The sequence below is a fragment of the Pseudomonas svalbardensis genome, from assembly GCF_030053115.1.
In the GTDB taxonomy this organism is placed as follows: domain Bacteria; phylum Pseudomonadota; class Gammaproteobacteria; order Pseudomonadales; family Pseudomonadaceae; genus Aquipseudomonas; species Aquipseudomonas svalbardensis.
Map to the genome: position 1 here is coordinate 5360197 of NZ_CP125619.1, position 24457 is coordinate 5384653.

Below are 24457 nucleotides of genomic sequence, written 5' to 3' on the forward strand. Positions count from 1 at the left end.
GTGGCCTTTCGCATGAACTCTCCTGAGGCGGCAGACGTATTGCTCGGCCCGTCTGTCGCGCCTTCTCCCAGTCCAGGCGAGAAGTCTTGCCTTACTCGGCTTTCAGGCCGTCAGCGGAGACCGCTTTGACGCCTTTGATTTTCTTGGTGATGGCCACAGCAGTGGTTTTCTGAGCGTCAGTCACCGCAACGGTGGACGACAGGGACACAACGCCTTTGTTGGTTTCGACTTTGATATCGGTACCAGGAATGCCTTTTTCAGTCACCAGGTCACTTTTGACTTTGGTGGTGATCCAAGTATCGGAAACATCCTCTTTCGCTTCAGTGACCTCGCCAGCAGCCAGCATCATAGGTGCTTGAGTGGCTTGGGTTTGAGCAAATGCAGCGTTGGCCATGGTCAGGGTCAGCGCGGTAGCAGTAGCGGCAGCGATAGCGAACTTCTTCATACGAGTAACTCCTGTTTTTCATAAAGTCTGCTGCGTGTCTTGTCAGCAGGGTTACTGGAGATATTGCGAACGTTGTGCCAACTTTGAGACAGTCAATAAATACATATAAATCAACAGCTTACAGAAACACCTGATTTTCGGAATCATGCAAATTGCATGAGTTCGAAATTATGTACATGCAAGTTGCGGGTTTTACCGCAGGCCTAAGGCCATGAATTGTTGGAAGTTTTCTCAATTACTCCAGTTTGCCCCGAACAGCGAACAAAAAAATGCCCCGTCAAACAGACGAGGCATCAGATCAAGCAGCGAGATTACGCGCCGCTGCCGGGACAGCCTTTTGGTGCGAAGTCAGCGTTAACATTGCTGGCACACGTCCAGGCGCCCGCCGTGTTTCCTGACGAGCGAGTCAGTGTGATGGTTTTGCCCAACACCGGTCCTGGGGCATTAACCAGCGTGCAAGTGATCGTGCCCGCACCTGTCGAAGCTGTGCCTGAAGCCGCCAACGTGCAATTGGAGGTCGTCGCCGCCGCGTTACCCGCAACCAAGAGCAATGTAGGGTCGGTGCCTTGGTTGATGGTGTCCTCGAAAGGCACTTTCAACGCGCTGATCTCAGCCAGCCCCGCCGTGACTTTGGCCCGGGCCTGGTACTTTGAATATTGTGGCAAGGCAAACGTCGCCAGAATCCCGATGATCGCCACCACGATCAGCAGTTCGATCAGGGTAAAACCTTTTTGAGTATTCATAGACAAGCTCCATGCATGAGTCGAAATCTCATGATCTGAACTAGCCACAGCACAGCCCATGCCAAGCCCTTCGCCCCCTGTTATAGGGGCACGAGGCCAACACAAAGCGCTTTCCTACCCCCAGAATCCGCACTATCTGACACTTTTTGTCACCTGAGCGGTGCTGGTTTGGTTCCTCCGCTTGACTAGGCTATAAGTCATGAACTGTCTGCGTCCGGTATCCCAATGAATGACATCGCCCTTAGCGGTCTGGCCAAGCAATTGGTCCTGGCCGAGTTGCTCACTGACAAAAGCGCGCAACAGGCGTATCAGCAAGCCCAGCGCAACAAAATCTCCCTGGTCACTTACCTGGTGCAGAACAAACTGGTGAAGAGTCGGCAGGTTGCCGAGATTGCCTCGGAACATTTCGGCATGACGCTGCTTGATCTCAGTTGCCTGGATAAGGAAACACAACCTAAAGGGCTGGTCAGCGAAAAACTGGTCCGTCAGCACCACGCCCTGCCCCTCTGGCGGCGCGGCAACAAGTTGTTCGTGGGCGTTTCCGACCCGACCAATCAGCAAGCCATCAATGACATCCAGTTCAGCACCGGGCTGAATACCGAAGCCATTCTGGTGGAGGACGACAAGCTCAGCGACGCCATCGAAAAATTCTTCGATACCCAAGGCACCGGCCTGGAAGACATGGCCGACGTTGACCTCGATGGCGTGGACATCGAGTCGATCGATGACAACAAACAAGACACCATCGCCGGCCAGGATGCCGATGACGCGCCCGTGGTGCGCTTCGTTCACAAGATGTTGCTGGACGCGATCAAAAGCGGCTCTTCCGACCTGCATTTCGAGCCCTACGAAAAAACCTACCGCGTGCGGATGCGCACCGACGGTATTTTGCGTGAAGTCGCCAAGCCACCGATTCACTTGGCCAATCGCATCGCCGCGCGGCTGAAAGTCATGGCCAGCCTCGACATTTCGGAACGGCGCCGGCCCCAGGACGGGCGGATCAAGATGCGCCTGTCCAAGAGCAAATCCATCGACTTTCGGGTCAATACGCTGCCAACTCTGTGGGGCGAGAAAGTGGTGATCCGGATCCTCGATCCGTCCAGCGCTCAAATGGGCATCGACGCCCTCGGCTACGAGCCCGACCAGAAAGAACTGTACATGGCCGCCCTCAAGCAGCCGCAGGGGATGATTCTGGTGACCGGGCCCACCGGCTCGGGCAAGACCGTATCGCTCTACACCGGGCTGAACATTCTCAACACCGTGGACATCAACATCTCCACCGCCGAAGACCCGGTGGAGATCAACATGGAAGGCATCAACCAAGTCAACGTCAATCCCAAACAGGGAATGGACTTCGCCCAGGCGTTGCGCTCATTTCTGCGACAGGACCCGGACGTGATCATGGTCGGCGAGATCCGCGACCTCGAAACCGCCGAAATAGCCATTAAAGCCGCCCAGACCGGACACCTGGTGCTGTCGACCCTGCACACCAACAGCGCCGCCGAAACCCTGACTCGCCTGCACAACATGGGCATTCCGGGTTTCAACATTGCCACCTCGATCAGCCTGATCATTGCCCAGCGCCTGGCACGCAAGCTGTGCAGCCATTGCAAGAAACCCATCGAGATCCCCCGGGAGGCGTTGCTGAAGGAAGGCTTCCCCGAGGAACGCATCGGCTCATTCACGATCTATGAGCCAGTCGGTTGCGATCACTGCAACAACGGTTACAAAGGGCGAGTAGGGATTTATGAAGTGGTGAAGAACACCCCGGACCTGCAACGGCTGATCATGGCCGAAGGTAACTCACTGGAAATCGACATCCAGATGCGTAAGGACGGCTTCAACGACCTGCGGACGTCGGGCCTGCTCAAGGCCATGCAAGGCATCACCAGCCTTGAAGAAATCAACCGGGTCACCAAGGACTGAATATGGCGGTCAAAGCAGCAAAAATCAGCGTCTACGCCTGGGAAGGCACAGACCGCAAAGGCACCAAAATGACGGGCGAATTGAGCGGTCAAAATCCGGCGTTGATCAAGGCCCAATTGCGCAAGCAGGGCATCAACCCCGGCAAGGTACGCAAGAAGTCCACCTCGATTTTCAACCTGGGCAAGCGCATCAAGGCCCAGGACATCGCTCTGTTCACCCGGCAGATGGCTACCATGATGAAGGCCGGCGTACCGCTGTTGCAGTCCTTCGACATCATCGGTGAAGGCTTTGATAACCCGGCCATGCGCACACTGGTTGACGAGGTGAAACAGGAAGTCGCGGCGGGTAACAGCTTCGCCGCTTCCCTGCGCAAAAAGCCTCAGTATTTCGATGAGCTCTACTGCAACCTGGTCGATGCCGGCGAGCAGGCCGGTGCCCTCGATACCCTGCTGGAGAGAGTGGCGACCTATAAGGAAAAAAGCGAAAGCCTCAAAGCCAAGATCAAAAAAGCCATGACCTACCCACTGGCAGTGGTGTTCGTCGCAATCATTGTGACCGGGATTCTGCTGGTCAAAGTGGTGCCGCAGTTCGAATCGGTGTTCAAAGGGTTTGGTGCCGAATTGCCAGCCTTCACGGTGATGGTCATCGGTCTCTCGGAATTCATGCAGGACTGGTGGTGGGCGATGCTCGGCGTGCTGATCGCGGCCATCTTCGGCGTGCGCCACGCCTTTAAAACGTCGCAAGGCTTTCGGGACCGAATGGACACCTGGCTGCTGAAATTGCCGCTGATTGGCACGCTTATGTACAAGTCCGCCGTGGCCCGTTACGCCCGCACGCTGTCGACTACCTTTGCGGCAGGTGTGCCACTGGTGGAAGCCCTGGATTCGGTGGCTGGCGCTACCGGCAACATCGTGTTCAAGCGTGCGGTGCTGCGCATCAAGCAGGACGTGTCGACCGGTATGCAGCTGAATTTTTCCATGCGCGCCTCCGGTATCTTTCCGAATATGGCGATCCAGATGACCGCGATTGGCGAAGAGTCCGGCGCGCTGGACGATATGCTCGACAAGGTCGCGAGCTTCTATGAGGACGAAGTGGACAACATGGTCGATAACCTCACCAGCCTGATGGAGCCGTTCATCATGGTGGTGCTGGGTGTTATCGTCGGTGGCCTGGTGGTTGCGATGTACCTGCCCATCTTCCAACTCGGCACAGCGATCTGACATGCCCTTGAACGACATTCTGACCCTCCACCCGCTGACCTTCGTGATCGCAGCCATGTTGGTCGGCCTGCTGATCGGCAGCTTTCTCAACGTGGTGGTCTGGCGCCTGCCAAAAATGCTTGACCGCGAATGGCGTGAGGAGGCCCGTGACGTGTTGGGCTTGCCAAGCGAAACACCACTGCCGACTTTCAATCTGCTACTGCCCCATTCCCAGTGCCCACATTGCGGCCATCGAATCCGTGCCTGGGAAAACATTCCGGTACTCAGCTATCTGTTCTTACGGGGTCGATGCTCGAACTGCACGGCAGCCATCAGCAAACGCTACCCGCTGACCGAACTGGCCTGCGGTCTGCTCTCGGCGTTCATCGCCTGGCATTTCGGTTTCGGCTGGCAGGCCTGCATGGCGCTGCTCCTGAGCTGGGGGTTGCTGACGATGAGCCTGATCGACGCCGAGCACCAACTGCTGCCGGATGTGCTGGTGCTGCCGCTGATCTGGCTGGGGCTGATCGTCAACAGCTTTGGGCTTTTCGTGTCCTTGCATGAAGCGTTGTGGGGTGCGGTGGCCGGCTACATGGCGCTGTGGTCAGTGTTCTGGCTGTTCAAGCTGATCACCGGCAAGGACGGCATGGGCCACGGTGATTTCAAGCTGTTAGCGATGTTCGGCGCCTGGGGGGGCTGGCAGATCTTGCCTCTGACCATCCTGTTATCGTCGATGGTGGGCGCCGTTGTCGGCGTGATATTGCTGCGTTTGCGCAACGCGAAAACCTCCACGCCGATCCCCTTCGGACCCTTTCTGGCAATTGCCGGCTGGATTGCCTTGCTCTGGGGTGGTCAAATAACCGACTTCTATTGGCAGTTTGTCGGTTTGAAATGAATACCCCTGTGGAAAAACCCTGGATTCTCGGCCTGACCGGCGGCATCGGCAGCGGCAAAAGCGCGGCTGCCCAGCACTTCATCGACTTAGGCGTGCACGTGGTGGACGCTGATCATGCGGCGCGTTGGGTGGTGGAACCGGGTCGCCCGGCGCTGGCCAGGATCGCCGAACACTTCGGCCCCGGCGTATTGCAAGCCGACGGGCAACTGGATCGCGCGGCGTTGCGCAAACTGATCTTCGAAGTACCAGAGGAACGCCGCTGGCTCGAAGCGTTGCTGCATCCGCTGATCGCCAAGGAAATCGCCGATCATCTGGCCAAGGCACAATCGTCTTACGCGATTCTGGTTTCACCGCTGCTGATCGAGTCCGGGCAGTACGCCATGACCCAACGAATCCTGGTGATCGATGCCCCGGAACAACTACAGATCGAGCGCACCCTGCAGCGTGACCAGACCAGCGAGCAACAGGTCCAGGCGATCCTCAAGGCCCAATCCAGCCGACAGGACCGTGTGAGCCACGCCGACGATGTGGTGGTCAACGACCGCGACCTCGCCTGGCTGCACAGCGAGGTCGAACGCCTGCATCACTTTTACCTTACTTTGCGTGGAGGCCAGTCATGAGCCAGACCCCAACCGTCAATTGCCCAACCTGTGGCGCCCCTGTCGAATGGGTCGCCAGCAACGTCAACCGGCCGTTCTGCTCGGATCGCTGCAAATTGATCGACCTCGGGGCATGGGCCTCGGAAGAACACAAGATTCCGGTCAGCCCCGATGCCGAAGACGACCTGTTCAGCGAAGACTTCGAGCCGCGTCACTGATCTTCAAGGCCGCATAAAACCGTAGTCCTGGCTGTCATCGAGGTTTTCCGCGAGAAAACGCAACTCATCGGCCAGGTCTTCGGCGCTGCGCACCGCCTTGCTCTGTTGCACCACTGCACTGAGCAAGGCGCGCAGGCTCAACCCCGGATCAAACCCCACTTCCTGCGCCCCATCCAGACTTTGACGCAACTCCTGCCTTGCCCATTCGTAGACACTCATTTCGATGCTCCTGAAGGTTTTCCAGAGCATGGATTCGTGAGCGATTTTTGCCTTTGATGTGGATCAAGATTTGGGATCGTCGTCTTTCCAGGGTGCCGAAAGGTAGCGCGTGCGATTGAACGTCTCCAGCCACTCGGGGCAAAACACCACTAGCGCGCTGACCACCATGCCGTTGATGAACGCTTCCGGAAAAATCAGCAGCCACAGATAACCGACAAAATCTTCCAGCCAGTACGGCATGGCGAAACGTTCGTTGAACCACAGCAACCACAGCGCCAGCAGCAGGCACAGCAACGCCGATAGCGCTGCGGCAAAGAAACCGGAAACGAAGATATACACAAAGGGATTACGCGGTTGCGCTCGCTCCACCAGGATCGCGCAGCACTCCGTGACCAGCACCGGCAGCAGAATCAGCAGCGCGCCGTTGACCCCCATCGCCGCCAGATCCTGCCGCCCGAGCAGCACTAGTCCCGTTTGCGCGACCAACCCGCCGACAATCGCCAGCGGCCAGTCGAGCAACAGGGTCACGGCGGTCATGCCGATAAAGTGGTAGGACACGCCGGTGTCGAAGTCTTGTCGCACCAGCCAGAGCATGAACAGCGCGAACACCGTGCCGAACAACAGATGCTGCCGGCGACTGTCGCTGAACAGTTCGACCCACGGTGCTCGCGCTACGGCCCAGATCAGCACCGGCACATAGATCAACCACCCCGCTGTGAGGGTTTCGGGTGAAAGTAACTCGGCGCCGATCATGGCTGGGCACACTCCTTTGTCTTGCCGAAAGAGAACAGGCCCTCAGTCTACACCGCCCCTCGAGCGCCCTTCGACTTCAGGCCCAATCTGTGATCGCTGCTTCATAGCAACGTCCACGTATAGCTGAGGATCAGACGGTTCTCGTCGATATCACTGCGATAGTTGGAGCGCGCCATCACGTTGCGCACACGGATCCCAAGGCCTTTGAGGCTGCCGCTCTGCAGCACATAGCCGAGATCGAGATCACGCTCGCGGTCCTTGCCCTCGAACCCTTTCCCGGTATCGACATTGTTGCCGGTGATGTAGCGCACGGTGCTGGTCAGCCCCGGCACGCCGAGGGCGGCGAAATCGTAGTCGTAACGCGCCTGCCAGGAGCGCTCATCGGTGAAGGCGAACTCGTAGGTCGGCACCTCGTTACCCAGTGGGCTGATGTTGGCAAACACTCGCGGGAAGGCGCTGTCGCCGAACATGCCCTGATAGCCGACATAGAACGTGTGGCCGCCACGCTTGGCCGACAGCAAGGAGAAGAACGCCTGGTTGTCGATGTTGCCCAGCAGTTTTTTGCCGTCTTCGCGCGAATCGTAATAACCAAGGTTGGCGCCCAGGATCCAGTTACCGAGTGGCTCGCTGTGCTTGAGGCCGAGAAAACGCTGGTTGTAGATATCGTCCAGTTGCCCGAACCAGGCGGTGACCGAGCTGCGTTTATCGTTGAAAGCGTAATCGGCGCCGGCAAAGTTGAAGCCATCACTGCTGACCTGACGCTGCGGTACATGACCGAGCATGGGTTGCATCTTTTCGTCGCCAGCCTCATTGCGCAGGCTGGTCGAGTTCAAGTGACCACCTTGCAACGTCAGGCCATTGATCTCGTTTGAGCTGATGCTTGCGCCCTGATAGCTGGGCGGCAGCAGCCGGATATCGCTGAAGGCCAGTACCGGCAGATTGGGTTGCAGTTCACCCACTTTCAGTTCGGTTTTGGAGTAACGCACCTTCAACGCGCCTTCCAGTCGGCTGTAATCATTCGCCGCGCGCCCGTCATCCTGCACCGGCAGCAAACCGGTATTGACCCGGTCCGGACTGCTGTCGAGTTTGAGGCCGAGCAGGCCAATGACATCCACACCAAAACCGACGGGGCCTTGGGTATAACCGGATTTGACGTTGAGGATGAAGCCCTGCGCCCACTCTTCAGCCTTCGATTGTTGGTTGGCCCCGACGATGTCGGAAAAGTCCCGGCTGAAATAGTAATTGCGCGCTTGCAAGGTGGCGGTGGTGTCTTCGATGAACCCGCCCTCGGCCGCCATCGCACCGGCGGAGAAACTCGAGACGACAGCCATGGACAACACTGAACCGGTTGTTGGAAGAATCTGTTTCATCGTTTTTCTCTTATTTTTATTGATCGACAGGTTGAAGTGCTTCAGCCGCAGCGGACTCGCGGCGGGGAACGGGACGACGGACGTTTAACAACACGTGGGTGACCATGCCGAAAATCAGCCCCCAAAAGGCGGCGGACAAACCCAACAACGACATGCCCGACGCGGTGGTCAGAAAGGTCACCAACGCGGCTTCGCGATCACCCGGCACGGCCATTGCGCCGGCCAACGCCCCGGCAATCGCGGCAAACAGCGCCAGCCCGGCCAAGGCTGCGATCAGTTCTTTGGGGAACGCCGAAAACAGTGAAACCAGAGTGGCGCCGAAGATCCCCAGCACCAGGTAACACAGCCCGCCCACAACCCCGGCCACATAGCGCTTGCCGGGATCTTCATGGGCCTCGCGCCCGGTACAAATCGCCGCGGTGATGGCTGCCAGATTCAGCCCATGGCAACCGAACGGCGCCAACAGCGCCGTGCCCACCGCACTGCTGGCGATGATCGGGCCGGCCGGTGTTGCGTAACCGCTGGCGCGCAGCACCGCCATGCCGGGAACGAACTGGCCGGTCAGCGCCACCATCACCAGCGGCAAGGCGATATTCAGGGTCGCGCTCAGACTGAACGCGGGCGTGATCCACACCGGCGTGGCCAACCCGATCACCAATGCCTCGCTGTGCAAATCACCGGCGAGAAAAGCCATCGAGCAGCCCACCAGCAGCACCATCAACACCGCATAACGCGGCATCAGCCGTTTGCAGATCAGGTACGTGAGGAACATCGCCAGCACCAGCAGCGGCTTGCCCTGCAACGAGACGAATAACCCGGTACCGAAGCTGAACAGAATCCCCGCCAGCATCGCGGCCGCAATCGCCGCCGGCAGTTTGCCGATGATCCGGTCAAACGCTCCCGACACCCCGACCAGAAAAATAATCAGGCTGCTGACCAAGTAAGCACCCACCGCCTCCGGCATGGAGATTCCCGGCAACAGTGCCACCAGCAACGCCGAACCCGGCGCCGACCACGCGATGATCACCGGGACGCGGTAACGCAGGCTCAGACCGATGCCGAGCACCGCGCTGCCGATGGAAATCGCCCAGACCCAGGAAGACAGCACCTCCCGCGAAAGGTGCGCGGTCTCGGCAGCCTGAAAGATGATCACCAAGGGGCCTGCGTAGGAAATCACCGTGGCGATAAATCCGGCGACTGCCGCAGACAGGGAAAAGTCCCGGACTAACGCTCTCATGAAACGTCGCCAACAGACCCGTCGAGCGAACCATGGCGCAGGCCCGACAGCGCTTGTTTAGCACTGCGCCGACTGCTAACGGCGAACACGGTCATGGCAATCGCGGCCACCGCACCGGGCAAGGCAAAGGCCATGAAGTTCAGTTGCAGCGGCAGGCTGATCCCGAGCAAGGCACCGCCCAGCAGCGGTCCGACGATGGCACCGTTGCGCCCGATGCCCGAGGCCCAGCCCAAACCGGTTGAGCGAATGGTCATGGAGTAGAACTGCGCGGCGCAGGCGTACAACAGAATCTGCGAGCCAATGGTGGTGGCGCCGGCAATGGCGATCAGCAGGTACAACAGCGGCATCGGGCTGTTGAATCCCAGCAAGGTGATCGACACCGCAGCCACGGCGAAGAACACCGCCAACACCCGCGGCAGGTTGAGTTTGTCTCCCAGCACACCGCCGCCGACCGCGCCGAAAATGGCACCGAAGTTGAGCACCAGCAGGAACGACAGACTCGAGCCCAGGCTATAACCGGCGTTGGCCATCAGTTTTGGCAGCCAGGAACTCAAGGCGTAAACCATCAGCAAGCAGCAGAAAAACGCCAGCCACAACATCAGCGTGCGCAACGCACGACCTTCGCGAAACAGTTGCAACACCGGGGTGCCAGTGCCCTTCACTTCGCTCATGTGCAGCTGATCGCCGGTTTGCGCGACGTAAGCCGGGTCAACCCGCTGCAGGATGTTGCGCGCCTCTTCATTGCGCCCCTGACGCAGCATGAAACCCACCGACTCGGGCAGGAAGTACATGATCAACGGCAATAACAGCAACGGCAGCACCGCCACGTAAAACACCGATTGCCAGCCAAAACTTGGGATCAGCACGATACCGAGCCCCGCCGAGAGCATGCCGCCCACCGAGTAGCCGCTAAACATGATCGCCACCAGCGTGCTGCGGATTTTCTTCGGCGCGTACTCGTTCATCAGCGCCACGACGTTGGGCATCACCCCGCCAATGCCAAGCCCGGCAATGAACCGGCACAGGCCGAACTCGGTGGGGTTGCGGGCAAAACCATTGAGCACGGTAAAACCGCTGAAGAGCATCACGCAGATCGTGATGGCTTTTTTGCGGCCGATCCTGTCCGACAGCGGGCCGAAGAACAGCGCACCGAACATCATCCCGAACAGTGCATAACTGCCCAGTGCGCCCGCTTGCAGGGGACTGAGCCCCCACTCTTTCATCAGCATCGGCAACACCACGCCGTAGATCACCAAATCGTAACCGTCGAAGATGATGATCAGGGCACACCAGAACAGCACCATCCAGTGGAAGCGGTTGAATCGTGCGTTGTCGATAACCTCATGTACGTCGATCTTGCGCATGGCATCTATCTCTTGTTGTTGTTTTTAGAGCGTCGGTAAAGCGACTTACGTCCGTACAGCCGAGGGTAGAGAGGCCGGGCACGAGGAAATATCCGCTTTGCGCAGATCGCTATCCGTTTTGTGCAATGCCCTCAACCGGGCGCTGAATGAGGATTGTGGCGGGCGTGGCGCTATGAAGATCGGGCAGACTTTGACCCTCTCCGACAAATTGTCTTTTTTGCGATCGCATTTGAACGCTAAGCTTGGGCCTATGGATGACTCAGATTATTTACGCCTGCTGACCATCGCGGCCGAGCAAGCCAACGCGTTCCTGTCCAATGCCCGCAAATGGGAGCGTGAGCGTTGGGTCTGTCAGCGCCTGCTGCAAGGCCTGAACATTCCCTATCGCGCCGACGAATTCGCCCCGGCCGGGGAGCCGCCGGACGTGCTGTTTCGTGACGCCAGTTTCGAAGTGTTTTTCGTGCTCGATGAAGGCCGACGCCTCAACGACGAATGGCGCGATGAGCTGCAACGCCGGCGCAGCGCGTTTTCCCTGAGTTCGCTGGTGCGCCGCGAGGCCAAACCCCGGCGCATCCCGGCCAATGAGTTTCTGCTGAGACTGGCGCCGACCTTGCGCAAAAAAGCGCACAACTACAAAGAACGCGGCATGGACCTGGGCGAACTGGACATCATCGCCTTCGCCAGCCTCAAGCGCGAAGTGCTGGACCTCAACAGCCACTTCCCTCCGCCGACCGAATACCTGCGTCAGGGCTGGCGCTCGTTGTCGCTGGTCGGTCCGACCTTCGCCCGTGTGCTGTTCGCGCACCCGGATGCGCCGGATTTCCTGCGCAGCAACCTGGGTCGCAGCATTGTTTTCGACGTCGGGATCAGCCTGTGAGTCCATTGCAGGAGCTGATTGCCGAAGTGCCGCAAACGGGTCGCGTTCGCTGGATCGGCGTGCGGCCGCAGTCACGTTCTCAGATGATCGAACTCGATGCCGTGGAGGCGCGGCTTGAAGCCGGTTTGACCGGTGATCACACGCGTCCCGGCATACGCAATGCGCGGCAGGTCACGCTGATTCAATGGGAGCATCTGGCGGTGATCAATTCGCTGATGGGCCGGCCGGCTAATCAGCCGGTGTTAGCGCAGGACTTGCGGCGCAACATCGTCGTCAGCGGCATCAATCTCTTCAGTCTCAAGGGTCGGCGCTTCAGGATTGGCCAGGCGATTTTCGAAACCACCGGCTGGTGCCAACCCTGCGCCCGCCTCGAGAACAACCTCGGCCCCGGGACCTTTCAGGCCGTTCGCGGACATGGCGGAATCACCGCCCGGGTGTTACAAAGTGGAATCATTCGCCTGGACGATACGGTGAGCGTCGAGCCCATTCCTGCCAGCGGCTATGCTCCGTTCAATGTGGGCTGATATGTTGCACAGCAGCCTGCTTGTAGCTTCTACACATTTAGCAACGTCTACCCCTGACGAGGCCCAATATGACCAGCCGCCTGAACCCCGACGACCAAAAGCATGTCGAAGAGTACCTGCAACTGTCCCAGCACCAAGTCGAGCGCCGGCCTTTCCGGCCGTGGATGCTCCTGGTGGTGGTGTTGGCAGTGACCATTGGTTTAGGCCTGTTGAGCCGATTTATCAGTTACCTGACGCTATGAGCAGCATCGCGCTCGCTCGGGTAATTGCAGCGATTTCTTTTAGCCTTGCGAGATATCCCCATGACTCATCGTATTGTCATCGTTGGCGGCGGCGCCGGCGGTCTGGAGTTGGCTACCCGTCTGGGTAAGACTCTGGGCAAGCGCGGCACGGCCCGTGTGATGCTGGTCGACGCGAACCTGACCCACATCTGGAAACCGCTGTTGCACGAAGTGGCGGCCGGGTCGCTGAACTCTTCCGAAGACGAACTCAACTATGTTGCCCAGGCGAAATGGAACCACTTCGAGTTCCAGCTGGGGCGCATGAGCGGGCTTGATCGCCCACAGAAGAAAATCCAGCTGGCCGCCACCTACGACGAAGCCGGCATTGAACTGGTCCCGGCGCGCGAAGTGGGTTATGACTCGCTGGTGATCGCGGTCGGCAGCACCACCAACGATTTCGGCACGCAAGGCGCGGCGCAACACTGCCTGTTCCTCGACACCCGCAAACAGGCCGAGCGCTTCCACCAGCAACTGCTCAACCACTACCTGCGCGCCCATGCCGGGCAGACCGACAAGGTCGAGCAGATCAGCGTGGCCATCGTCGGTGCCGGCGCCACCGGTGTCGAACTGGCTGCCGAACTGCACAACGCCGCCCATGAACTCGCGGCTTACGGCCTGGACCGGATCAAACCGGAGAACATGCACATCACGCTGATCGAAGCCGGGCCACGGGTGCTCCCGGCCCTGCCGGAACGTATCGGCGGGCCGGTGCATAAAACCCTGGAGAAACTCGGGGTCAACGTCATGACCAATGCCGCCGTCAGCGAAGTGACAGCCGACAGCCTGATTACCGCCGATGGCAAAGTCATCAACGCCAGCCTGAAAGTCTGGGCGGCCGGGATTCGTGCACCGGGCTTCCTCAAGGACATCGATGGCCTGGAGACCAACCGGATCAATCAGCTGCAAGTACTGCCGACCCTGCAAACCACCCGCGACGAGAACATCTTCGCCTTCGGTGACTGCGCGGCCTGCCCACAGCCGGGCACCGATCGCAATGTACCGCCGCGCGCCCAGGCTGCTCATCAGCAGGCTTCGTTGCTGGCCAAATCGCTGAAGTTGCGGATCGAAGGCAAGCCCCTGCCTGTGTACAAATACACTGACTACGGCTCGCTGATCTCGCTGTCGCGTTTTTCGGCTGTGGGTAACTTGATGGGCAACCTCACCGGCAGCGTGATGCTTGAAGGCTGGCTGGCGCGGATGTTTTACGTGTCGCTGTACCGCATGCACCAGATGGCGCTTTATGGCGCGTTTCGTACGGCGATGTTGATGTTGGGCAGCAAGATCGGGCGCGGGACTGAGCCGCGGCTGAAGCTGCACTGATACAAAAACCTGTGGGAGCGAGCTTGCTCCCACATTTTTTAATCATTGCCCTACAGATCTGTGTCTCACTGTATCTCCCCTGTCGTTTCACCCCCTTCGCTTACAAACTCCCCCCTTGCGCGACACAGTAGCGATACACCCCGCCCGCTAAATGGCCACACCCGAGCAAGGCACCCCGCCAGCTACGGTTATCGCCGCACTTACGTGGCGTCCTTTATCGAACGGTTGTGTCGTGCAACCCAGGAGTATTGAAATGTCCCGTACCACCAAAAACACTATTGGTTTGCTCGGCGCTGTTTTGGCCGGTGGCATGATATTGACCGGCTCTGTGTTCGCCGCGCAACCTCTGACTCAGGGCTACCTGCTGGCCTCGGCCGAACAGGTCGTGAAGACGCCTGAAGGTAAATGCGGCGAAGGCAAGTGTGGCGATGCGTCGATGGCAAAAACCGACACGGATGGCGACGGCAAGGTATCCCGTGCCGAATTCCAGAAAGTCGCGCCAAAGTCCAATTTCGACAAGATCGACACCAACCATGACGGCTTCATCGACGAGCAAGAGGCTTACGACAACGTGAAAGCCAACTTCGAAGCCAATGGCAAGAAAATGCCAAAAGGCTTGTTCGAGCACTTGAAAGATCAAGACGGAGCTTAAGTTTCTGAGATCCAAGCCGCGCTTTTCCATCGAGAAGCGCGGCTGTTTTCCGTTTGGAGGTTTTACACCTCAAAGCACTGCACCATGCCCTGCAAGGCATTTGCCAGTTTTGATAGCTCATGACTTGAAGGGAATCGCATTTCGAGCAGACAAAAAAAATCCCCGTATCTTTCGATACGAGGATTTTTAATATGGTCGGGGTAAGGGGATTCGAACTCCTGACATCCTGCTCCCAAAGCAGGCGCGCTACCGGACTGCGCTATACCCCGGTAATAAAAAGGCGACCTTTAAAAAGTCGCCTTCTTCGATCAGTGCTTTTGGCCTCTGACCTTAAGATCTGATCCCAGCATTAACTGGTTTCAAAAATGGTGGGTCGTGTGGGATTCGAACCTACGACCAATTGGTTAAAAGCCAACTGCTCTACCAACTGAGCTAACGACCCAAAAATGGTCGGGGTAAGGGGATTCGAACTCCTGACATCCTGCTCCCAAAGCAGGCGCGCTACCGGACTGCGCTATACCCCGGTTTGAAATTGGCTCCGTGACCAGGACTCGAACCTGGGACCCAATGATTAACAGTCATTTGCTCTACCGACTGAGCTATCACGGAACTACATATTTCAATTTACAACTGTGAAGCTTGCTTCACCTCTTCGACCCGTTCGCATCGCTGCGTTCGTGTGTCTGAGGCGCGCTATTCTACAATCTTAAGCACCTCTGTCAACCCCCTAAATTGCTTTCAAGTTAATGATTTGCAACTTATTTCAGATTCCTGCTTGGGGAGCTGGAACCCTTCAGGGCGACTTACTGCGGGGCGCACTTTACAAGCCTTTTCCTTTCAGTTCAACAGCCTGGCGAAAAAAAGGCCTCGCAATGCGAGGCCTCACAGGTTTTGCTGCCGCCGTGGATCAGACGAAGACGATTTCGTCGTTTTCCACGACACCCTTGGCGGTATCGCCGGGCATGAAACGACCGGACAGGATCAGCTGCGCCAGCGGGTTCTCGATCCAGCGCTGGATCGCTCGTTTGAGCGGCCGTGCGCCGTAAACCGGGTCGTAACCCACCGCGATCAGCTTATCCATGGCCTCAGGGCTGAGATCAAGCTTCAGCTCGCGCTCGGTCAGGCGACTGCGCAGGCGACCCAACTGGATCTCGGTAATGCCCGCGATCTGATCCCGAGCCAACGGCTCGAAGATCACCACTTCATCGACCCGGTTGATGAACTCCGGCCGGAAGTGCGTGGAAATCGCATCCATCACCGCCGCACGCTGCGCTTCACGATCACCGACCAGTTCCTGGATCTGCACCGAACCGAGGTTGGAGGTCATGACAATCACAGTATTTTTGAAATCCACCGTGCGGCCATGGCTGTCGGTCAGTCGGCCATCTTCCAGCACCTGCAGCAAGATGTTGAAGACGTCCGGGTGGGCCTTCTCGACCTCGTCCAGGAGGATCACCGAATAAGGTTTGCGACGCACCGCCTCGGTCAGGTAACCGCCCTCTTCATAGCCTACGTAGCCTGGTGGCGCACCGATCAGACGAGCCACGGAATGTTTTTCCATGAACTCGGACATGTCGATCCGCACCATCGCCTCTTCCGTATCAAAGAGGAACTCGGCCAGCGCCTTGCACAGCTCGGTTTTACCGACACCGGTCGGGCCGAGGAACATGAACGAGCCGCTCGGCCGATTCGGATCGGACAACCCGGCACGGGAACGCCGCACGGCGTTGGAAACGGCAATCACCGCTTCGTCCTGGCCGATCACACGTTGGTGCAACAGGCTTTCCATCTTCATCAGCTTGTCGCGCTCGCCTTCGAGCATTTTCGACACTGGAATACCGGTCCACTTCGAAACGACTTCAGCAATCTCTTCTTCGGTCACCTTGCTGCGCAGCAACTGGTTTTCAGTTTTGCCGTGCTGGTCGACCATTTGCAGGCTGCGCTCCAGGTCCGGGATGATCCCGTACTGCAACTCGGCCATGCGGTTCAAGTCGCCTTTGCGGCGGGCAGCTTCCAGTTCCTGACGGGACTGTTCGATTTTCTGCTGTATCTGCGCAGAACCCTGAACTTCGGCTTTTTCCGCGTTCCAGATTTCCTCCAGGTCCGAGTACTCACGTTCGAGGCGGACGATTTCTTCCTGGAGTTTTTCCAGACGTTTTATCGCGGCTTCGTCGCTTTCTTTCTTCAGCGCCTGGGATTCCACCTTCAGTTGAATCAGACGACGCTCCAGACGATCGAGAACTTCGGGTTTGGAGTCGATCTCCATGCGGATGCGGCTAGCCGCTTCGTCGATCAGGTCGATGGCTTTGTCCGGCAGCTGACGATCAGTGATGTAGCGATGACTGAGCTTGGCCGCAGCGATGATCGCGCCGTCGGTGATCGCCACTTTGTGGTGAACCTCGTAGCGCTCTTTCAGGCCACGCAGAATCGCGATGGTGTCTTCTTCGCTCGGCTCGTCCACCAGCACTTTCTGGAAGCGCCGCTCGAGGGCCGCATCCTTTTCTATATATTGGCGGTACTCGTTGAGCGTGGTCGCGCCGACGCAGTGCAGTTCACCGCGAGCCAACGCCGGCTTGAGCATGTTGCCCGCGTCCATCGAGCCTTCGCCTTTACCGGCGCCGACCATGGTGTGCAGTTCGTCGATGAACAGAATGATCTGCCCTTCCTGCTTCGACAGTTCGTTGAGCAGGGATTTGAGGCGCTCTTCGAACTCGCCACGGTACTTGGCACCGGCAATCAGCGACCCCATGTCCAGGGACAGCAGGCGTTTGCCTTTCAGTCCATCCGGCACTTCACCGTTGATGATGCGCTGGGCCAGGCCTTCGGCGATGGCGGTTTTACCCACGCCAGGCTCACCGATCAGCACCGGGTTGTTCTTGGTACGGCGCTGCAGGACCTGAATGGTCCGACGAATTTCGTCGTCACGGCCGATCACCGGATCGAGCTTACCTTCTTCGGCACGCTTGGTCAGGTCGACGGTGTATTTATCCAGTGCCTGGCGCGACTCTTCGTGGTTGGCGTCATTGACGGCCTCACCACCACGCAGGTTGTTGATCGCGTTTTCCAGGGCTTTCTTGCTGACGCCCTGGCCGAGCAACAATTTGCCGAGCTTGCTGTTCTCGTCCATGGCGGCGAGTAACACCAGTTCGCTAGAGATGAACTGGTCGCCCTTTTGCTGGGCCAGACGATCGGCCTGATTGAGCAGGCGCGCCAAATCCTGCGACATGTTGACGTCGCCGGTCGGGTTCTGGATTTTTGGCAGCTGGTCGAGCTCTTTGGTCAGCTCTTTACGCAGGCTGCTGACGTCGAAGCCAACCTGCATCAACAGGGGTTTGATCGAACCACCCTGCTGTTCAAGCATGGCTTGCATCAAGTGCGCCGGTTCAATGCCCGGATGATCGAGGCCGACGGCCAGGGATTGGGCGTCGGACAAGGCTAACTGCAACTTGCTGGTTAAACGGTCTATACGCATGGGTCACCTTCCTTTTGAGCAGGCCGGACCTATAAAACATCCTGAATGAAGAAACCTGCCAGATACCGTTATAGATGCGGTCGATTCTGGGAGTTTCAAGCGTCGTGACGTTGATGCAGGTCAGCTAAGTCTAGCGTTCGAGCCAGACCAAGGAGGCAAACCGACCGGTGCGTGGACTGCGGCGGTAAGAAAAGAAGCGAGGATCGGTCACGGTGCAGAAACCGCCACCATAAACAGCGGTGACACCGTGAGCCGCCAGACGTAAGCGCGCCAGCTCGTAAATGTCGGCCATGAATTTGCCAGCATTGGCACTCGGCTCAAAGACTGTAGCGGCTTCGGGCAATTGCTCGACGAAGGTTTCGCGCACTTCAGGGCCGACTTCAAAGGCTTGCGGACCAATGGCCGGGCCCAACCAGACGAGCACTTCTTCTGGTGGCACGGCTAGCGTGTCCAGAGTTGCTTCCAGAACACCCGCCGCCAACCCGCGCCAACCGGCATGGGCCGCCGCTACGCGAGTGCCGGCACGGTCGCAAAACAATGCCGGCAGGCAATCCGCGGTCATCGCCGTGCAGGCAATACCGGGTGTTGACGTCCAGCTGGCATCGGCAGTGGCCGTAAGGCTTGGGTCTGCGTGGGCCACGGCGATGCCGTGAACCTGCTTTAACCAGGCCGGTTGAATAGAGAAATGATCGGTGAGGCGACGGCGGTTTTCGACAACAGCTTCGGGGCTGTCATCGACGTGATCGCCGAGGTTGAGGCTGTCGAACGGCGCCAGACTGACGCCGCCCGCACGGGTGGTAACGCAGGCTTTCACCCCGGCAGGCGCAGGCCAGTCGGGAATCAGCCAGTCACTCATCCGATGAACGCCTCGCGGTCTTGCTTGAGCAGCGTCAGCAACCAGACGAAATCGTCCGGCAGTGGCGATTCCCAGCTCATGCGTTTACCGGTGGTCGGGTGATCCAGCTCCAGGAACCGCGCATGCAGCGCCTGACGCGGGAACGCCTTCAACGATTCGATCATGGTCACACTGGCTGCCGGCGGAATACGGAAACGACCGCCGTAGGCAGGATCTCCGACCAACGGGAAGTTGATGTGAGCCATATGCACACGAATCTGGTGCGTACGACCGGTTTCCAGCTTCACCCGCACGTGAGTGTGGGAGCGGAAACGCTCGAGCACGCGGTAATGGCTGACGGCTTGCTTGCCACCTTCCATCACGGCCATGCGCTGGCGTTGCTGACCGTGACGACCGATCGGCGCGTTGATCTTGCCGCCGGCAGTCACCACACCGATCACAATGCACTCGTAGATCCGGCTTACGCTGCGACTCTGCAATTGCGTGACAAGTTGTGTCTGCGCCTGAATGGTCTTGGCCACCACCATCAGACCGGTGGTGTCCTTGTCCAGGCGATGCACGATACCGGCGCGGGGCACATTGATGATGTCCGGCACGTGGTGCAGCAGGGCGTTGAGCAAGGTGCCATCAGCGTGACCGGCGGCCGGATGCACCACCAGACCCGCGGGTTTGTTGATCACCAGGATGTCGTCGTCTTCATAGACGATGTCCAGCTCGATGTCCTGAGCGATCCATTCGCCCTGAGCTTCCTGCTCGGCAGTGAGTTCAAGAATGGCACCACCATGAACGATGTCTCGCGGGCGGATAACCGCCCCATCCACAGTCAGGCGGCCGTCTTTGATCCAGGCGGAAAGGCGCGAGCGCGAGTGCTCAGCGAATAATTGTGCGGCGACTTGATCGAGGCGTTGGCCGCCCAATTCGGACGGCACCTCTGCGCGAAGTTCAATTTTATCGGACATGCTCAGACTAGGCGTCGGCACAGCCTTTGGTTTCGGCTGCGCGCTTGTGGTTAAATACGGCGTCTTTTGCCCCGAGGCTATTCAACGGGGCGCTCATCATAACAGGACGGCCCCGCCCAAGACAGCGGCCGTCATAGGGACGCAAGCCGCCATGCAAGTGAAACACCTGCTGCTGATCGCCATCCTCGCATTGACCGCTGCTTGCTCATCGAAGGAAGTCGTAGACGAAAACCTGAGCGAAGTCGAGCTGTACCAGCAGGCTCAGCACGATCTGGACAACAATAGCTACACCGCCGCCACAGCCAAGCTGAAGGCGCTGGAGTCGCGTTATCCGTTCGGTCGCTACGCCGATCAGGCTCAACTCGAGCTCATCTATGCCAACTACAAGAACACCGAGCCTGAAGCTGCGAAGTCCGCCGCCGAGCGCTTCATTCGCCTGCACCCGCAGCACCCGAACGTGGATTACGCGTATTACCTCAAGGGTCTGACTTCTTTCGACCAGGACGTTGGCCTGTTGTCGCGCTTCCTGCCGTTGGACATGACCAAGCGTGACCCGGGCGCCGCTCGCGACTCCTACAACGAGTTCGCCCAGCTGACCAGCCGCTTCCCCAACAGCCGCTACTCGCCGGACGCCAAGCAGCGCATGATCTACCTGCGCAACCTGCTGGCGGCCTACGAGATTCACGTTGCCGACTATTACCTGACCCGTCAGGCCTATGTCGCCGCCGCGAACCGTGGTCGCTACGTGGTGGAAAACTTCCAGGAAACCCCTGCGGTCGGTGACGGCCTGGCGGTGATGACAGAGGCTTACCAGCGTCTGCACCTGGACGACCTGGCTGCCACCAGCCTCGAAACCCTGAAGCTCAACTACCCGAACCATCCAAGCCTGGTCGACGGTCAGTTCAAGCCTTCGGTGGCCGAAGCCGACAACCGTTCGTGGTTGAGCAAGGCGACCCTGGGCCTTATCGAATCCCGTCCACCGTTGCCGCCGGGCGAAACCCGCGCCAACCAGGACGTGCAGAAGCAGTTCCAGGACGCCAAGGACGCGATTCCGAACGATCTCAAGCCTAAAGATGAAAATGGCGACGTGATCGAAGAAGAGGAACACGAGTCCGAAGCCAGTAACAGCGACCGCTCATGGTTCAGCTACATGACCTTCGGCGTGTTTGACTGACACATCGGGTTGTACAATAAGGAGCCTTTCGAGGCTAATGCCAGTCAGTTAAGCTGACTGGCATTTTTCTTTCTGATCGGATATTTCGGTGATTTGAGCCTTATGGCGCGGGGATAAATGCGCTCTTCCCGTCGATGCGGCAGAACATAATGCGGGGCAGAGGCGTGCAGCTCGGCCAGATATTTGGGGATGTTCCCGGAACGGTCGGCCGAAACGCTGTTGATAAACCCTAAAATTGCCCAAGTACACGCGGCAAAGCTCATTTCGCACGGGTAAATACCTGGACAGTGGCGGCTCATTTCCACCATCTGGTAGCGCAGCAGGTTGTAGCCCAGCAACACACCCCACAGTTCCTGCTCGATCATCTCGGGCGTCTTGCTACGCAATGTATAGCTGCTGTTGAGCAGCGTCTGTTTCATCTCGCGAAACCCTAATTCGATCTCCCATCGCTGGCTGTACAGGTCGACGATTTCGTCGGACGGGAAGCGTAGCGGATCGGCCATCGACGTCAGGATCTGACAAACCTTGCCCTTGACGGTTTTGCTCAGCAATCGCGCGGTCAGGCGCTCCGGCAGCCCCGGCCATTGCGTGCGGGCCTGCGGCGAAGTGCTCAACGAGACCACAGCGTCCTGGCGCCCCAAGCGCTGAATCACTTCGTACTGCGCACCTTTGCGCAGAGGCATCAGCCAATGCCGCTCGATGCCTGCTTGCTGCCACTGATGCAGCAAACCCAAGGAGTAAAAACCGCGATCGAACAGCGTCAGCGAGTGATCGGGCGTGGTTTCGATCAGTTGCTCCGCCAGTTTCATTTCGTTGCTGCGATAGCCATCCAACGCGCTGCCGATCAGCATGTGGCTGGTCAACTCCATTTGGCAGACCATGCGCACCTGGGGGAAACCGGTGTCGCCATGCTGGTTGCTGGCGGAATCGTAGCGCGCCCGATTTTCGGGTGTATCGGGCGTTCGCCATACGACACCGTCGACCCCCAGCAAACGCAAGCCTGCCCAAGTTGGGTGATCCACGGCCTCATGCCAACTTTTCTGAGTCAGATGGAAGACTTGTCGTACAGCTTCGCTGCCTAATCGCTGACGGGCCTGGACTACGGCGCTGGGCGCCACCAGCGGACGTTGTCCCGGCAGCATGATGTTCATGCGGCTGACCACATCCCAGGCCGACATGCGTCGAAAGAACGCCATGGAGATCACGCACCAAAGCATCATTTCCAGCGGCAAACGCCGCTTGCGCAGGGTCGCCACGCCGGCCTGTTCAAGTGCCTGCTCGACCAAAGATGGATCGAGTAAAGAATCCAGTCCCTCGATTGAGTTAGGGGTGGAGGCGATATTGTGGGTCAGTTCTAGGGCCCGAGCGAGACGCATAAAAAAATCCGATGCCAGTACAGGCATCGGATTTTGATTTCTTGCGGCCAAAGGTCAAGCAAGAGGGCTTAACTGATCGGCATTAGCCTTTCGAGGCTCCTTTTTTATGGGCTCGATTATTACGCTGTGCGCTGGTCATGTCCTTGGCTAAACTGGCTCATCACTCGTCGAATAGCTGCTCATCATGCTTCGTTTACTGTTCTGGATCGCCCTGATTGCCGCTGCGGTATGGTTCTGGCGCAAGTTCAAGGGCCAGGCTTCCGTGCCCAAGTCCTCTGCCGAGCTGGAAGCGGCCCCCATGGTCCGCTGCGCCCATTGCGGCGTACACCTGCCACGCGACCGCGCGCTGAGCCTTCAACAACAGTGGTATTGCAGCCAGGCTCATCTTGAGCAAGGCCCGGGCTCCAGTGATCGCTGAGACCTCCAGTCCCGGCAGCAAACAGGCCCAGCGACTGCTGCGCCTCTATCACCTTTACCGTTTGAGCATCGGCATCACCCTGGTGCTGTTGATCTCCAGCAACATGGACAACCAGCTGCTGACGTTCAGCAATGACGACCTGCTGCGCAGTGGCAGCTGGTTTTACCTGGTGCTGAATATCCTGCTGGTGGTATTCCTCGGGAACACCCGGCGCCCGGCGCAACTGTTCAGCCTGGCGCTGTCCGACGTCCTGCTGCTGTGCGGTCTGTTCTACGCCGCCGGCGGTGTGGCCAGCGCCATCGGCAACTTGCTTATCGTATCGGTAGCCATCAGTAACACCTTGTTGCGCGGGCGCATCGGCCTGCTGATTGCCGCCGTTGGCGCGCTTGGCATCGTCGGGCTGAGCTTCCTCCTGAGTTTCAGCCATCCCGCCACCCCCAACGATTACCTGCAAGTCGGCACGCTCGGCGCCTTGTGTTTTGCTGCGGCATTGCTGGTGCAAGGGCTGAGCCGACGCCTGGAGGTCAGCGAAACCCTCGCCGAACAACGGGCCAGCGAAGTCGTCGGCCTCGAAGCCCTCAACGCACTGATCCTGCAACGCATGCGTACCGGCATCCTGGTACTCGACGACAAGCGGCGGGTTCAACTGGCCAACCACAGCGCCTTGAACCTGTTAGGCAGGGAAAATCTTGCAGGCCAGCTGATCGACGACTACTTACCCAGCCTGGTCGAACGCCTGCAACTGTGGCTCAACAATCCGACGCTGCGCCCCCAGAGCCTGAAAGTCGCCAGTAGTGGTCTGGAGCTGCAACCGAGCTTCATTGCCCTGGACCAAAGCCCTCACCACCAGACCCTGGTTTTTCTCGAAGACCTCGCGCAAATCGCTCAACAAGCCCAGCAATTGAAGCTCGCCGCCCTCGGTCGCCTGACCGCCGGTATCGCCCATGAAATCCGCAATCCACTGGGCGCCGTTAGTCATGCCGCGCAGCTATTGCAGGAATCAGAGGAACTGAACCGCGCGGATCGACGTCTGACACAGATTATTCAAGACCACTCTCAGCGAATGAATCGGGTAATCGAAAACGTCCTGCAACTGTCCCGCCGCCAGCAAACCGTAGCGCTACGGCTTGATCTGAAGCCGTGGCTGGAGCAGTTCGTCAACGAAACCCGCGAGGGGGCGACCGAGCATCAGCAGATTCATCTGCGCATCGGCTCAGGGGACTTCAAAACCCTGATGGACCCAGACCAGCTGACCCAGATTCTCGACAATCTGTTGCGCAATGCCTGGCGCCATAGCGCCTTGAATCACGACCTGGCGCAGGTCTGGCTCGAGTTGTTCGTCGACCCGGACAGCCAGCTACCGATCCTCGAGATCCTCGACGATGGCCCCGGCGTGGCACCGGAGCATCATGTGCACTTGTTCGAACCGTTCTTCACCACCAGCCCCCAAGGCACCGGCCTGGGGCTTTATCTGTCCCGTGAGCTGTGCGAAAGCAACCAGGCCCGCCTAGACTTCAAACCACGCCAAGGCGGCGGTTGCTTTCGCATCACTTTTGCTCACGGACGGAAACAAAGTTGAA

General features: G+C 58.6%; 24 protein-coding genes and 4 tRNA genes. 13 read left to right on the forward strand and 15 right to left on the reverse strand.

Translation table 11 applies throughout. The features are described from left to right. Window positions 1-91: 91 nt before the first annotated feature. On the reverse strand, window positions 92-445 hold the full coding sequence (locus QFX16_RS24725) for a BON domain-containing protein (RefSeq protein ID WP_274074573.1): 354 nt from the start codon (window positions 443-445) through the stop codon (window positions 92-94). Between the two features lie 311 nt (window positions 446-756). Continuing rightward, complete coding sequence (locus QFX16_RS24730; protein ID WP_283181704.1) at window positions 757-1188, reverse strand: pilin; 432 nt, start codon at window positions 1186-1188, stop codon at window positions 757-759. Window positions 1189-1413: 225 nt separating this feature from the next. Between QFX16_RS24730 and pilB the strand changes: the two genes are divergently transcribed. The 5 genes from pilB to yacG are packed head-to-tail and all read left to right on the forward strand — an operon-like array spanning window position 1414 to window position 6025. Next, window positions 1414-3114, forward strand: coding sequence for a type IV-A pilus assembly ATPase PilB (gene pilB, locus QFX16_RS24735; RefSeq protein ID WP_283181705.1), 1701 nt, complete (start codon window positions 1414-1416; stop codon window positions 3112-3114). A gap of 2 nt (window positions 3115-3116) precedes the next feature. Then, window positions 3117-4334 carry a type II secretion system F family protein gene (locus tag QFX16_RS24740; RefSeq protein WP_283181706.1) on the forward strand — a complete coding sequence of 406 codons (1218 nt, stop codon included), beginning with the start codon at window positions 3117-3119 and terminating at the stop codon, window positions 4332-4334. A 1-nt stretch (window position 4335) separates the two neighbouring features. Beyond that, complete coding sequence (locus tag QFX16_RS24745) at window positions 4336-5208, forward strand: prepilin peptidase (protein ID WP_283181707.1); 873 nt, start codon at window positions 4336-4338, stop codon at window positions 5206-5208. Continuing rightward, window positions 5205-5828, forward strand: coding sequence for a dephospho-CoA kinase (gene coaE, locus QFX16_RS24750; RefSeq protein ID WP_283181708.1), 624 nt, complete (start codon window positions 5205-5207; stop codon window positions 5826-5828). Before QFX16_RS24745 ends, coaE begins: the two co-directional genes overlap by 4 nt. Then, on the forward strand, window positions 5825-6025 hold the full coding sequence (gene yacG, locus QFX16_RS24755) for a DNA gyrase inhibitor YacG (RefSeq protein WP_008153323.1): 201 nt from the start codon (window positions 5825-5827) through the stop codon (window positions 6023-6025). The genes coaE and yacG overlap by 4 nt, the downstream gene beginning before the upstream one ends. Window positions 6026-6028: 3 nt before the next feature. On the opposite strand, the gene QFX16_RS24760 is transcribed toward yacG, so the two are convergent. The 5 genes from QFX16_RS24760 to QFX16_RS24780 all read right to left on the reverse strand — a co-directional run bounded on the left by QFX16_RS24760 (window position 6029) and on the right by QFX16_RS24780 (window position 10968). After that, window positions 6029-6244 carry a hypothetical protein gene (locus QFX16_RS24760; RefSeq protein ID WP_033054332.1) on the reverse strand — a complete coding sequence of 72 codons (216 nt, stop codon included), beginning with the start codon at window positions 6242-6244 and terminating at the stop codon, window positions 6029-6031. A gap of 63 nt (window positions 6245-6307) precedes the next feature. After that, the gene (locus QFX16_RS24765; protein ID WP_283181709.1) at window positions 6308-6997 is read right to left on the reverse strand and encodes an energy-coupling factor ABC transporter permease; all 690 of its coding nucleotides are present in this window, start codon (window positions 6995-6997) and stop codon (window positions 6308-6310) included. Between the two features lie 101 nt (window positions 6998-7098). Then, on the reverse strand, window positions 7099-8367 hold the full coding sequence (locus tag QFX16_RS24770; protein WP_283181710.1) for an OprD family porin: 1269 nt from the start codon (window positions 8365-8367) through the stop codon (window positions 7099-7101). Window positions 8368-8383: 16 nt separating this feature from the next. Next, window positions 8384-9604: a benzoate/H(+) symporter BenE family transporter gene (locus QFX16_RS24775; protein WP_283181711.1), complete on the reverse strand. Its 1221-nt coding sequence runs from the start codon at window positions 9602-9604 to the stop codon at window positions 8384-8386. After that, window positions 9601-10968 carry an aromatic acid/H+ symport family MFS transporter gene (locus tag QFX16_RS24780; protein ID WP_283181712.1) on the reverse strand — a complete coding sequence of 456 codons (1368 nt, stop codon included), beginning with the start codon at window positions 10966-10968 and terminating at the stop codon, window positions 9601-9603. Before QFX16_RS24780 ends, QFX16_RS24775 begins: the two co-directional genes overlap by 4 nt. A 250-nt stretch (window positions 10969-11218) precedes the next feature. Between QFX16_RS24780 and QFX16_RS24785 the strand changes: the two genes are divergently transcribed. The 5 genes from QFX16_RS24785 (at window position 11219) to QFX16_RS24805 (ending at window position 14622) form a co-directional block, all read left to right on the forward strand. Then, window positions 11219-11845 carry a DUF1780 domain-containing protein gene (locus QFX16_RS24785; RefSeq protein ID WP_008154887.1) on the forward strand — a complete coding sequence of 209 codons (627 nt, stop codon included), beginning with the start codon at window positions 11219-11221 and terminating at the stop codon, window positions 11843-11845. After that, window positions 11842-12369, forward strand: a complete 528-nt coding sequence (locus QFX16_RS24790) for an MOSC domain-containing protein (protein ID WP_283181713.1) — start codon at window positions 11842-11844, stop codon at window positions 12367-12369. Before QFX16_RS24785 ends, QFX16_RS24790 begins: the two co-directional genes overlap by 4 nt. Before the next feature lie 68 nt (window positions 12370-12437). Beyond that, complete coding sequence (locus QFX16_RS24795; protein WP_074870992.1) at window positions 12438-12611, forward strand: DUF3094 domain-containing protein; 174 nt, start codon at window positions 12438-12440, stop codon at window positions 12609-12611. Between the two features lie 60 nt (window positions 12612-12671). After that, window positions 12672-13970: an NAD(P)/FAD-dependent oxidoreductase gene (locus QFX16_RS24800; protein WP_283181714.1), complete on the forward strand. Its 1299-nt coding sequence runs from the start codon at window positions 12672-12674 to the stop codon at window positions 13968-13970. A gap of 253 nt (window positions 13971-14223) precedes the next feature. Further along, window positions 14224-14622, forward strand: a complete 399-nt coding sequence (locus tag QFX16_RS24805; RefSeq protein ID WP_283181715.1) for an HvfA family oxazolone/thioamide-modified RiPP metallophore — start codon at window positions 14224-14226, stop codon at window positions 14620-14622. A 192-nt stretch (window positions 14623-14814) separates the two neighbouring features. Here the strand turns inward: QFX16_RS24805 and QFX16_RS24810 are convergent. The 7 genes from QFX16_RS24810 to rluD all read right to left on the reverse strand — a co-directional run bounded on the left by QFX16_RS24810 (window position 14815) and on the right by rluD (window position 19909). Continuing rightward, window positions 14815-14891 (reverse strand) — tRNA-Pro (locus tag QFX16_RS24810). Window positions 14892-14988: 97 nt separating this feature from the next. Next, window positions 14989-15064, reverse strand: a tRNA-Lys gene (locus QFX16_RS24815). A gap of 5 nt (window positions 15065-15069) precedes the next feature. After that, a tRNA-Pro gene (locus tag QFX16_RS24820) sits at window positions 15070-15146 on the reverse strand. Window positions 15147-15155: 9 nt separating this feature from the next. Further along, window positions 15156-15231 (reverse strand) — tRNA-Asn (locus QFX16_RS24825). Between the two features lie 298 nt (window positions 15232-15529). After that, complete coding sequence (gene clpB / locus QFX16_RS24830) at window positions 15530-18094, reverse strand: ATP-dependent chaperone ClpB (protein ID WP_283181716.1); 2565 nt, start codon at window positions 18092-18094, stop codon at window positions 15530-15532. 130 nt (window positions 18095-18224) lie between these two features. Further along, the gene (gene pgeF / locus QFX16_RS24835) at window positions 18225-18950 is read right to left on the reverse strand and encodes a peptidoglycan editing factor PgeF (RefSeq protein WP_283181717.1); all 726 of its coding nucleotides are present in this window, start codon (window positions 18948-18950) and stop codon (window positions 18225-18227) included. Continuing rightward, window positions 18947-19909: a 23S rRNA pseudouridine(1911/1915/1917) synthase RluD gene (gene rluD, locus QFX16_RS24840; RefSeq protein WP_046048807.1), complete on the reverse strand. Its 963-nt coding sequence runs from the start codon at window positions 19907-19909 to the stop codon at window positions 18947-18949. The genes pgeF and rluD overlap by 4 nt, the downstream gene beginning before the upstream one ends. 151 nt (window positions 19910-20060) lie before the next feature. Here rluD and QFX16_RS24845 point away from each other — a divergent pair, with 151 nt between their 5' ends. Beyond that, entirely contained in the window at window positions 20061-21083 is a 1023-nt protein-coding gene (locus QFX16_RS24845; protein ID WP_283181718.1) for an outer membrane protein assembly factor BamD, read from the forward strand. 44 nt (window positions 21084-21127) lie between these two features. Here the strand turns inward: QFX16_RS24845 and QFX16_RS24850 are convergent, their stop codons facing one another. Next, window positions 21128-22459: an IS4 family transposase gene (locus tag QFX16_RS24850; RefSeq protein WP_283181584.1), complete on the reverse strand. Its 1332-nt coding sequence runs from the start codon at window positions 22457-22459 to the stop codon at window positions 21128-21130. A gap of 184 nt (window positions 22460-22643) precedes the next feature. On the opposite strand from QFX16_RS24850, the gene QFX16_RS24855 reads away from it, so the two are divergent. Next, window positions 22644-22877, forward strand: a complete 234-nt coding sequence (locus QFX16_RS24855) for a PP0621 family protein (RefSeq protein WP_008154904.1) — start codon at window positions 22644-22646, stop codon at window positions 22875-22877. Continuing rightward, entirely contained in the window at window positions 22867-24456 is a 1590-nt protein-coding gene (locus tag QFX16_RS24860) for a sensor histidine kinase (protein WP_283181719.1), read from the forward strand. The genes QFX16_RS24855 and QFX16_RS24860 overlap by 11 nt, the downstream gene beginning before the upstream one ends. The last annotated feature ends 1 nt before the right edge of the window (window position 24457 follow it).